This window comes from Acetobacter estunensis (assembly GCF_019083805.1).
Lineage (GTDB): Bacteria > Pseudomonadota > Alphaproteobacteria > Acetobacterales > Acetobacteraceae > Acetobacter > Acetobacter estunensis_A.
This window is the reverse complement of sequence record NZ_JAHRDV010000019.1, coordinates 22,558-34,905: the sequence shown is the minus strand read 5'-3', so window position 1 is coordinate 34,905 and position 12,348 is coordinate 22,558. Positions and strand designations below refer to the sequence as shown.

Sequence of the window (12,348 nt, the reverse complement as noted above, 5' to 3'; positions counted from 1 at the left end):
TTGGGGGTCGAACTACGACAATGTGACGCTGACGGGCTCAGGGAATACCCTCGATAACAGCGCTTCGCGGAACACGGTCACGGACACGGCGGGAGGCAACAGCTTTACCCTGGAACAGGGGTCGAGCCTGACGCTTTCAGGCAGCAACGAGACGATCACGGCCAAGGCGAACAGTGCCGCTCTGACGCTGGCAGGAACGGGCAGCAGCGTGTCGCTGGCTTGGGGGTCGAACTACGACAATGTGACGCTGACGGGCTCAGGGAATACCCTCGATAACAGCGCTTCGCGGAACACGGTCACGGACACGGCGGGAGGCAACAGCTTTACCCTGGAACAGGGGTCGAGCTTGACGCTTTCGGGCAGCAACGAGACGATCACGGCCAAGGGCGCGGTTTCCGTAACAGTTTCCGGAAAACTCAATAATATCACTGGTGCTGGCGGCAATAATATTACGATAGATGGCGATCTATCTTCGACTGAAATTTCTGGATCTGGAAATATAATAAATATAGATGGCGAAAATACATATACAACAGATGCATCATCCGCAAATATTATTTATATTTCTGCAGGCGAATCCGCTACTATCACCGCAAATGGAGACGAAATATTTGTAGAAAAAGGCGCTTGCGCCACAATAATCGGAGATAATAATTTTATTTATGGAGATTTAGATAGCACAATTTCATATAGTGGAAGTGATAGCTATATTAACGCAGTATACGGAACGGTAGATGTTAATGGCACTGCTTCTATAACATCCTCCGGATTCTTCCTTCAAGACACTGGATGTCGTTATGGCGTCACCGATGGAGATTCCGAATATGCTACGGTAGGAGGCAGTTCTCTTGTCGCCGACTCAATCGTAACAGTCGAGCAAAATAACATCATATTAGGCACAGCATATGTGAATTCCGATGGTAGTTGGACTCTTAATATACCTGTGCTTTCGAAAGGAAGTCAGGTTCTTATCGCAAACATTACAAATCCAGATGGTACACAGGAAAATCTGACGACAATATTGTACTCCGATTATGTTGACGCAAATCCAACGATAAATATAGAGGCAGACACATATGTAGCTCCCGTATTTGATGGGCCTGTCGAAACTGCAGTTTCGACGTCATCGTCTCCTATAGTCTATGGATCTAGTGATCCAAATGATCTTATTACTATTAATATTTATGATCCAAATACAAACCAGTTAATTGAATCTACTACGGCGATATCTGGAAGCGATGGAATGTGGTCGACGACGCTTCCATTACTAAATGACGGTAACTACGAGGTTGAAGCAACTGCGAGCACCCCTTCTGGTGATTCAGCAGGAAGCTCACGCGAAATCGATATTATAATAGATACAGATGCTATTCAACTAAGTAAAAATGTTACTATCGAATCAACTGGTAGCGGTATATCGAATCCAACATTCTCAGGAACGGCTGAGGCAAATTCGCTAATATCTATCTCCGATAATGGAAAAATTATTGGAACAGCAAATGTCGATAGCACCGGTTCTTGGACATTTCAGGCTAACGACTTATCTTATGGAGAGAATAATATCATCATAGAAAATATAGACAAAAATGGTATTAAATTATCGGAAATGAACTATACCTATAATGTCACAAACATATCGACAGCACCATCTATCAGTTCTATAAATCCATCAACCGATGGAAATACGCTTATTTTGCAGGGGACTGGGACTGCAGGCAGCGTCGTCGCTATCACTAATGGTGATGGGACACTGATTGGCAATGCAAATGTCTCATCAACTGGCACATGGAATCTGACAGTCTCATCTTCGCTCGTTGATGGATTAAACAGCTTCTATGCTTCAGATGCAGAAACTGGCGCCTCTAATGGAATGCCATTCTACGTAATATATAACGGTTCATCGAGTTCATCACTTCCTTATAACGTGGTAACACTTACTCTATCAGGGCAGACGACAGCAAATTTCACACTTGAGAACGCTCAAAACGGTCAATTGACATCCTTAGGAAGTTTGACTGTTTCTGCTCCTTATATTCCGGGAAACAATGCATCCGGCAATGTTGGTGAATCTGTTGCCATTATAACAAGAGGGTCTTCCGCCTCATCTGGAAATATACTGAATATATCCACCGGATCTAGTAATCTTTATTTGTTGAGTGCATCGGAAAATGGTGTTTTTATAAATGGCTACGAGTCCATAGAAGCTGGACAAACAGAATCTATGGTTTTTGGAATGTCGTCCACTTCCGATATAGGTATCCATGTTGCAAGTAATGGAACCAAGAAAGTATATTTTAGTGGAGGGTATAATTCAGATGGTTGGGATAATACAAATAATTACGATGCTCTACGTGCCACGGGCCAATTGGGAATGTCTCTTGATGAGCAGAGCGTTGCGAACGAAGTGTCCAGTGGACACTTTTCTCAGTATCTCTCTTCTGAAAGTAACAATGGAAATGTTGACGTATCTTTATCTATAAATCTCGAGGGGTCTTCTGATACTCCATCATATCTCAAGGGATTGACTAATTATATTCACCTACAAGGTGGTACAGTCTCATCTGCCCTTGAAAATATAAATATTTCGTCGAACGGAGGAAACGGTTCATGGTTATATATATTTAATGAAACCGTGAATTCCGGCTGGAGTGACGGTATAAAAACTATAGCTCCAATTTTCTCACCAAATTATTTTTTTCAGAATGGAGATGCTTCCTCTATCGTGGCCGGAGTGGGAGGAGAAGTCGACACTGTCAGCAATTATTCTGAATTGGCGGATTCTAATTTCTATAAGAACCTTGAAAAAGCTGCGGTTTATGGTGGTGCTTTAGCTATCGATTCTCCTGCAGATTACTTCATAAATGCCGGATTAGACTATCAACAATTTGTTGAAAATGAGATTCGATGGGCAGTCGATCAGGGGCTTCAGGTTACGGTCGTTATTTCCGGATTCTACGATAATACAGAATATAATACGACCGATACAGTAAATGATTATGGACAAGATGTAAGGAAGATGGTTGCAATACTGGAAGCGACCGGAGCAGTTCCAACAAATTGGGAAGTTAGTGAATATGAGGCGAAGCGCACGATTGCAGCTGGATCTGATACTGATCCCAATAGCGAAGCTGGTATCGCGCTATGGTTAGAAAATTACGCTGAAGTTTCCGCGATTAAATTCAGTAGTCCACAACTTATATCAGCATCTTTTCAGCCAGACACCTTAACTATAACTTTAAAAGGAGTTTCTGATACAAGTGATATTATCCTCGCTGACGGTCAAGGCACCACAACAGATCCATGGGAACTAGGAGATGATGATACTTCATGGGATGGAAGCCCTGAAGTGCAAGTATATATTGATCAAGGAGATAAATCAAACTACAGTCAAGAATTTTCTTCGGAGATAAATGTTGCTGTAGGCGATATTAAAACCATAGATGGAACAACTACATTGACTTATATGGGTGACTTTTCTGAAAGTGATAGTCATGTTTATATAAATCTAATGAATAGTAATATAGATTCCACGTCTAGCGTTGATAGGTCGATAAGCATCGTTTCTGCTGAGATTAATGGAAATGATTTAGGTATTTCTAGCGGTCTCGGTATCGCTAATATGGGTGCGGTAGGATTTAATATTTCCTCATCTCAAGCGGAACAGGTAGTTGAAGTATCTAACCCTGACGGTGACGGACTAACGTATACCGAGTCATTTACACAAAATCCTACTATCGCTGGATATGCAACAGCACGTGATTACGTACAAATTATTGATAATGGCCAAATTATTGCTACAACGCAGGTTTCTCCAGATGATTTAATAGAAGATAGTGATGGTGAATATGGAGTGACCGGATATTGGAGTATTACGCTACCAGATCAAGATCAAGGCACGTATCATCATTATAAAATAGAAGTTACAACTACCGAGGTTCCTGAAAATGAAAATCCAAATAACACAAGTGCAGCTTCGTATGTAAATATTTATATATCTCCCGATGCGTTATCTAGTAATTTGGTGCCAGATTCCGATACTGGGCTTTCGTCTATTCCGACTCCTGAAATAACTGGAGAGTACACGGATGAAGTTACTATAACTGTATCAGAGGAAAACTCGCTAGACGGAGTTGAGTTTCAAGCATATGTTGATGGAAATGCTGTTGGATCAGTGCAGACTGTAACAGCAGTTAATGGTGAAAGTGAACAAACGTTTTCTTATGCTGGCGATTTTCAAGATGGCACAGCACATGATTTCGCGCTGAAATTCTTGGGGGATGCCAGCAGTTCATCTGAGAATACTGGAGCTTTATATATAAAAAATATTTCTTTAGATGGAAATGTGGTTGCCAACTCGTCAGGAGTAACGGTTTCGAGTGAGGGTTACAGCCTCTTTAATTTGGGTGATTTCAACCCGACATTAAATGATTTTATTAACCCAACGTTTACCGGAACTGGAGTGGCTAATAGTACTATAACATTGCAAGATGGAAATGGTGGTAATATTCTCGGCACTACAACGGTTGGAGGTGATGGATCATGGGTATTCACGATACCTCAAAGTGACACACTTTCCTCTGGGAGCCACACTTTATATGTGACTGATTCAATACCAGATGGCGCGACATCTTCAGCGACTTCGTATCAGTTTAATATTGGAAATACATAGAATGTATTTCCAATATTATTGAAACGGTATGAGGCTCAGGCCTCATAGCCAGAACATGACGGTTGCAGCGAGGCCGATTGCCGAGAAGAATACGGAGGAGCATCTTGTTGATTTTCACTGAGAACTGACCAGGGTTTTTCATCAGGAATTGACCCATGCCTTCACACTCCCCGGCAGCATCTGCTGGGGGTTTGAGGAGTGATTGACATGGAGCTTCTGAGTGTGATCCGTCGGTGGCACTGCCGGGATCATCTGCCGATCCGCGAGATCGAACGCCGGACGGGACTGTCACGCAATACGATCCGGAAATATCTCCGGGCACAGAGTATTGAACCGCGGTTCCAGGTACCCGAACGTCCCAGCCGACTGGACCCGTTTACTGACAGGTTGAGGGGATGACTGGTCCTGGAAGCCGCCGGCCCCCGCAAGAACCGGCGCACGGCGCAACGACTGAACGACTGCATGAAGACCTTGTGGCACTGGGTTATGATGGATCCTACGGACGGGTGGCCGCTTTCATCCGGCAGTGGAAACACGAACAGCACCAGGCACGCCAGACAACGGGTCGGGGTGTTTTCGTACCCCTGTGCTTCCAGCCCCCGGGGAAGCTTTCCAGTTCGACTGGGGCGAGGACTGGGCGGTCATTCTGGGAACGGCTGCATATCGAACTGGCCCGGAGCATCGCCGAGGTCGATGCCAGCGAGCCGAGCGTGTTAGATCGGGGATACTGGCCTGCAGGGCATAAAGACAGTCATCCAGCGGCAGTAAAGTATGGCGTCGAAACACTACCATCATCGCTTCGTCCGTCTTCGAAAGGACCGTTGATCGCGGCTCTTTGGGGCCTGTCTTCTGATCTTCGACACTCTGTCGCTTCCGCCACTTTGCAACGGTTTTCGGGTTGATCCCGAACTCCTCGCTCAGCTCAGCGCCGCGAGCGAAGCCTGCGATCGCTGTAGTGCTGCTCGCACGGCGTGCGTGGTCGTGGCGCTCCCATGACGTATCTGCCCCATAATGCCTCCTTCCACTCACGTGAAAATATCACACCATCAAACCACGGGACTAAACAACTAACTGACGAGACGCCCCAGCCAATATCGTCTCCGCTCTCCTCCAAAAGCAGAACGAAAAATATCCAGAAGAACTATCAATCATCATTCGATGCGCCTGAAATCAGGCAGACAGGACATCAAACAACGGTTCTTCGATCTCTCCAGTTATATCCTTTGCAGCCGAGTGGACTTTCGCGCCGACGCCGGCTTTTACAAAATGAAGCCGCCGTCAATGGTCAGGCTTGATCCGGTCATAAAGGACGAAGCGGGACTGGCTAGGTATGACGCCAGCTTCGCGACGTCCTCTGGCCGACCCATGCGGCGCAGCGGCATATGGGTGACGAGATAATCCATCATGCCCTCCGTCATGTCGGTGTCGATCGGGCCTGGCTGAATATTGTTGATCGTGATACCACGTGGAGCGAGGTCAAGTGCCGCGCCCTTCACGAAGGCGGCGACCGCGGCTTTCGTCATGGAGTAGATGCTGCTTCCCGGTGCGATCGGCCTTATCGCGGCAATACTGCCGATGGTTATGACGCGCCCGCCGTCCTGCATCCCGGCGAGCGCGGCCTGGACGGCGAGCACGACGCCACGAACATTGACGTTCAGGGACAGATCAAGGTCGCTGAGATCAAACGTTTCGATTCCCCCTGATTTTAATACGCCGGCACTGACGACAGCAACGTCCAGACGGCCGTAGCGTGAGATAATCTGTTCAACTGCCGCGCGCAGTGCGGCCGGATCCGTGCTGTCAGCGCGAACTGCCAGCGCAAGACCGTTATCGGCTATAATCGCCGCTGCAACCGCATCAGCCTGCTCTGGACGGGACACGTAGGTCAGGCCGACCGCAAAACCATCCCGCGCGAGCTGGCGGGCTATGCCTGCGCCGATGCCGCGCGATCCGCCAAAAACCATGGCGACTTTCTGCGGTGCCTGGGCTTCTTTATTATTTTGAGCAGCCATTTCTATCGTTCCTTTTATTGAACGCCCGTTCTAAAACAGATGAAATTTTTTACCGGATGGCTTTCAGCGCCATTCGGGCAACGGTGGCGAGCGCCTTCGGGTCGGCACCGGCCCGGGCCGAAATGCGGATGCCAGCGACTGTGGAAGTCAGGAACGCAGCCGCGTCACCCGGGTTCAGATCCTGCGAGATATCGCCTTCTGCCTGAGCCCGGCGAATCCGTTCGCACAGGGCGGCGTTCAGGATTGTACCAAACCGTTCGTGGATTTCTGACAGGTCGGCATGGGAAGTCCCGAATTCGCAAATGCTGCTGACACCCAGGCACATGTCCCGCGCCGTCTCGATGATACGGCTCAGAAAGCGCTGTATACCATCAATGGCTCGGGTACTGCTTCCTAACGCAGCCAGATGTGCCTCGATCTCTCCGGTTGCGTAACGGTGAATCGCGTCCCGATAGAGCTGCCATTTGTCACCGAAACTATTGTACAGGCTTTGGCGCCCTATCCCCATGGCGGTGACAAGCTCGGTTGCCGAGCTTCCCTCGAAGCCATGCTGCCGGAAGACAGCGATGGCCGCATCCAGAACCTGGTCCCGATCGAATTCCTGTGGACGTGCCATAAATGTCGGATACAGAATATAGAATGAACAGTCAATAATAAATGCGTTCAATTGGCGGGGATTGCCGCTGGCCTGAACGCGGGGCAGATCGGGTCTATGCGCAGGTTGTTGCGAGGGCGTTTTGCTGCACCTTAATCAATAGCATTCGGCCGAGAGCTGCTGCAGGTCGAGTTCATATTCGAGACGCCGCAAAACACGATCATGAATTTGTCCGCTTCTGTGCAGCCTCAGAACTTCCGCGCGTCCGGCCATAATGCTTTTCTGGAGCGCCGTATAATGTTCGTCCAGATCAGTTCTTAAATGTTCCGGATCTTTGAAAAAACGTTGCGCAGCGGCTTCACGATACCGATATTGTTCCAAGAGCCTCGGATAGTGAATGTCGCCGTTCTCCGACAGCACCAGCTTTTCCATCGCCAGTCTCTGTGCGGCCGCAACCTTTACGCGCGCCTCATTCTCGCTGAGATGCGGCATTGACTGGTCGTCCGCTGAACTGATCCCGGTCCACCTTATGATGGCCGCCAGGGTCGTGCCCTGCACGATAACGGTGACAAGTATGACAGTAAACGTCGTCAGAAGAATGAATCCGCGTCCGGGCATGTTTTCAGGTATCGAAAGCGCGAATGCCAGACTGACCACGCCGCGCATTCCGCTCCAGCCAATGATTGTGGCCTGTCCCCATTCTCCCGGGTCAGGGAGATGACCGCGCGATTTTAAAGCGACCACTCGTATGAAAGCTGCTCCGTAGGCCCAGATAAACCGCGCAAGGAGAGTCGCAACGATAATTCCGAAAATGACTGCGGCCAGTTGTGACACTGAGGAAAACATCTGGTGGCCGGTATGAAACACATTGCGCAACGAGAGCCCGATCATGACGAAAATCAGCGCCTCAAGCAGGAACGTCAGGATGGACCAGAAGGCCTCCGCACGAACACGGACACTGGCTCCGAAAATATCATGCTGGTGCCAGCCGAACAGCAGTCCTGTCGTCACGGTCGCAATAACGCCGGAGACATGAAGTCTGTCTCCCAGAACATAAGCAACCCATGGTCCCAGCAGTGTCAGGCAGATCACGATCACGGGGTCTTTGACGCGTCGCAGAACCATCAGGATAAGCCAGCCCACGCCGAAACCCAGCAGAACGCCGCCCAGTGAAAGAACGCCAAACATCGTAACCGCCCCGATTGCGGAAAAGGTCCTTGTGAGGAAAGCCGTAACGGCGACACGAAAAACGACCATGCTGGTTGCATCGTTCAGCAGGCTCTCCCCTTCCAGCAGGGTCGAGAGCCGCTCCGGAAGATGGACCCGCTCAAGAACGCTTTTGGCTGCGACAGCGTCGGGAGGTGCGATGATTGCACCGAGCGCGAAGCAGACCGACCATGGAAGCTCGGGGACCATCCAGTGTGCCGCAAACCCTACCACCAGGGTAGAAAACAGGACCGCTCCCACGGCAAGGTGCGCGATACCGGGCAGGTTTGCGCGGAAAGATGCCCAGACGGTGAAATAGGCTCCCGACATAAGTAAAGGCGGCAGAAAAACGACCAGCACAAGATCCGGGTTAAGAGTGAAATCAGGCATACCAGGAATGATCGCCATGAAAAGACCGCCGCAGATAAAAGCTGCGGAAGGAGGAAGTCCGTATCTTTTGGCAACAAGCGCCAGAACGAGAATGACCGAGACGATAACAAGCAGGAGCTCAAAATAGGAAACTTCTGACATTGCCCGATCCTTTGCGGCTCGTTATCCGTCGGATTGCATGATTTTTTTGCTCAGGAAGTAAAACAGAATGACGGAAAGCAGGCCATGCCGGACGGATATCGGGATATCGGAAAAGAGTGTCGCATCCGGAACATGCGCGGCCGGTTGCTGCGAATAACGAGAAAGACGACGCGACGTTCAGTCGAAAAATGTGTCGGTCCCATGAAGTGCATGTTCGTTTCTATTACATTCAGGCGAATGGCGTGCGGAACGAGAAAAACTTTTCCCCGTAACACGACCTCCGTGCGCGGATTCTGACGGCCGGACGGAGACAGGCAGTCTTCTTTCGTATCACGTACCCAGCAGGCGTGCGGCGGAGATCAGGTCAGCCGTGGCCGATCCTTCCGTGAACTGACTGAACACCGGGACAAGAATCTCGTGGCAGCGCCCGGATCTCTCATGATCGGCCGCGAGAGCGACCACATCGATCGCAGTGCGCAACTCCCACGCCCGCGCGCCTTGTTGACGGCTCAGCTCAAGTGACTGCGCAAAACAGATGTCCGCCTGATGACTGTCACACCGGGGAGCTGCGAGAACAATATTTCCCTTCACACGCAGCAGCTCCGGCATATAGCAAAGATCGCCATTTGCCTCGACCGACCGCATAGTCTCGTCGGTCAGGGCCAGTGCTTCATCAATGCGACGCGTGGCGGCAAGGCTCTGAGCAAGCGCGATGTTGAGCGGCGTGGTCAGCAGTTCATAAGGAGCTGCATGAAGCTCGGTGAGCGCCTGCTGCAGGCTTCTGATCCCGCTGTTCAGCTCTCCTTGCCGAACAGACAGTTCTCCCTGAAAGCCACGTCCCACCGACAGATAGGGGCCAAGGGAATGGTGCCTTGCCCGCATGAAAAGGCGCTCGATATACCGGCCGACACGATCAAGATCACCGGTCCACAGGAACAGGGATACCGCCCAGACGAGAACAATAGAAAGCGTCAGGGGATGGTCCAGAGTTTCGGCCTCCTCGATTGTCAGGAGCGCACGTTCCGTCGCCTGAGCAGGATAGCCCCGCAGCCAGAGCGTTCTCGCCAGTATCGCGCCGGCAAGCAGTCTTCCGTCGAAGCCGAGAGAGTTTGTGGTCGTCCGGTCGGATCGTGGCCCGTAGCGTAAGGCGGTTTCGAGCGCTGTCTGTGCCCGATCCGGCTCTCCGTTGAGATGGAGCGAAATACCCATGACCGAGTGCGCGAGCGTCGTGGAGACACTATCCTCAAGAGCTCTGGCGAGATATGAGCAGCGTCTGGCGTAACCGAGCGCGGTGCGGAAATTTCCCGTGCGGAGATAAAACATCTGTAACGGACCGAGAATCTGAATCTGGTCAGTTGCCGTGCCTCGCGCTTCAGCAATGGTGAAGCTTCTGTCCAGCGCCGTACGTGCGGCGTCCTGCCCTCCGCGTGTGAACATAAGCGAAGTCCCGAGAGCCGCCTGCAGATGCATTTCCTCCAATCCTTCACGCTCCGTGTCATCGAGCGCATCGAGCGCGCGCGTCATCCAGCGATGACACTCGGACAGCAGGGACATCGACAGGAAAACCGGAACGGCAGCGACACATAGCCTGATACCGGTCGCGGTGTTGCCCCCGGGTCCGAAACACCATTCGAGAGCGGCACGGACGTTGGCAAGTCCGGCGAGATGCACCGAGCGCTGCACGGCGCTCGACAGGGTCGACCATGCGTCTCCCGTCTCATCCAGCCAGCGCAGATAATGGGCTGCATGACGTGCGGGCAGATCAGCAAAGTCGTTATTGCCGGCGTGAAACTGCAGAGCATAGGCTCTTGTCGTGTCGAGCAGACGGTAGCGCATCACGGCCCCGACCGGCCGTGTCGCAATCATGGATCTGGCAACCAGACTGTCGATAGCACCGAAAACAAGCTCCTCGTCGATACCAGGGCCTGTCACAACGGCCAGGACGGCATCAATCGAAAAATGGCCAACAAATATCGCCAGACGACAAAGCACCAGACGCTCCCGTGCCGACAGGAGATCGTAACTCCAGTCCAGGGTCGCCTGGAGAGTTCTCTGGCGCGGCGGGGCGGTGCGCAGGCCTGGCCATGACAGGGTCAGACGCTCATTGAGGAGCACAGCCGTTTCCTGCAGGCCAAACCCTGCGATCCGCGCGGCCGCAAGTTCAATCGCCAGAGGGACGCCATCGAGCTTTCGGCAAATTTCTCCCACGGCCAGTGCGTCCGTCTCGTCAAGGTCGAAACAGGCGCCTCCTGCTGTGGCCCGTTCGATCAGCAGACGGGACGCGGGAAAGTCCTGCACGCTCGCCACAGTAAGTTTTACATCGTCCGGCGGACAGGCAAGCGGCGGGAGTCTGTAAATATGTTCGCCTTCCACATGCAGGGGCTCCCGGCTTGTCGCAAGCATATGGACCTGCGGCAAAGCGGCATGAATCCGCGCCGCCAGCGCCGCAGCCGCATCAATGACATGCTCGCAGGTATCGAGGATCAGAAGGATTCGCCGGTCTGTCAGGCCGGTTATGAGAACCGGGAGCGCATCGTCCGATCCGAGCGAGAGACCCAGTACCGAGGCCACAGTCGTTGCAAGCAGGTCAGGATCGCTCAGGGCGCCCAGATCCGCGAAATGTACTTGGCCGTCAAACGTCCCGATCAGTTCGTGCCCTATGGAAAGCGCAACAGTCGTTTTACCGACACCACCCGTTCCGACGATGGTCACGAAACGTGAGGCGATCAGTAATACCGAAAGCGCTGCAGTATCCGCTTCTCTTCCGAGCATACGGGTCAGACGGCCAGGCAGGCTGGTTTGCGCGTAACTGCCCGTGGCCTTCTGATCAGGTTCCCCGCGACGTTGGCCGGTCCGGGACACCGGCGCAACGAAACAATAGCCGCGCCCTGGCAGAGTGGCGATATAGCGGGAGCCGTTTCCGCCGCCATCCAGGATTTTTCGCAGCCTGGCGATCTGAAACCGCAGGCTGCCCTCTTCAACGACGACATCCGGCCAGACCAGGGCCAGCAGATCGGCTTTGCCGATAATTTCGTTCGGTCGTGCTGACAGGATAGCCAGAATATCGAAAGCGCGCGCGCCCGGATCGACGGGCACTCCATCACGCAGCAGGCGCCGTTCATCCGCGATGAGTGTAAACGGACCAAACCTTATCTGTTCGCTCATTCTCAGCACTGCCCGTACCGGATGCCATCAGCATGAACGCCAGGCATGGTGATGCTGAACTAACCTGTCTGCGAAGCCGAAGTTCCGGCTCCGCCCGGTCCCGGAAAACGTAAGCTAACATCACATCACAGAACATAACGGGCGTTTTAGCCGATCCCCTCCTATGCATT

Annotated in this window: 5 protein-coding genes and 2 pseudogenes; 2 read left to right on the top strand and 5 right to left on the bottom strand. The window is 51.8% G+C overall.

Annotated elements, in window-relative coordinates:
• Window positions 1-346: 346 nt before the first annotated feature.
• Window positions 347-4,669: a beta strand repeat-containing protein gene (locus KUA11_RS15570; RefSeq protein ID WP_217411800.1), complete on the top strand. Its 4,323-nt coding sequence runs from the start codon at window positions 347-349 to the stop codon at window positions 4,667-4,669.
• 207 nt (window positions 4,670-4,876) lie between these two features.
• Window positions 4,877-5,321: pseudogene (locus tag KUA11_RS15565) on the top strand (IS21 family transposase); the annotation flags it as partial.
• A gap of 50 nt (window positions 5,322-5,371) precedes the next feature.
• Here the strand turns inward: KUA11_RS15565 and KUA11_RS15560 are convergent.
• The 5 genes and pseudogenes from KUA11_RS15560 to KUA11_RS15540 form a co-directional block, all read right to left on the bottom strand.
• Window positions 5,372-5,679, bottom strand: a pseudogene (locus KUA11_RS15560) (IS481 family transposase); the annotation flags it as partial.
• 249 nt (window positions 5,680-5,928) lie between these two features.
• Window positions 5,929-6,681 (bottom strand): SDR family NAD(P)-dependent oxidoreductase, encoded by a 753-nt coding sequence (locus tag KUA11_RS15555; RefSeq protein WP_217411798.1) that lies wholly within the window; start codon window positions 6,679-6,681, stop codon window positions 5,929-5,931.
• A gap of 49 nt (window positions 6,682-6,730) precedes the next feature.
• Complete coding sequence (locus tag KUA11_RS15550; protein ID WP_217411796.1) at window positions 6,731-7,348, bottom strand: TetR/AcrR family transcriptional regulator; 618 nt, start codon at window positions 7,346-7,348, stop codon at window positions 6,731-6,733.
• An 84-nt stretch (window positions 7,349-7,432) separates the two neighbouring features.
• Complete coding sequence (locus KUA11_RS15545; protein WP_217411794.1) at window positions 7,433-9,013, bottom strand: Na+/H+ antiporter; 1,581 nt, start codon at window positions 9,011-9,013, stop codon at window positions 7,433-7,435.
• Window positions 9,014-9,343: 330 nt separating this feature from the next.
• Complete coding sequence (locus KUA11_RS15540; RefSeq protein ID WP_217411792.1) at window positions 9,344-12,178, bottom strand: ATP-binding protein; 2,835 nt, start codon at window positions 12,176-12,178, stop codon at window positions 9,344-9,346.
• Window positions 12,179-12,348: the final 170 nt, after the last annotated feature.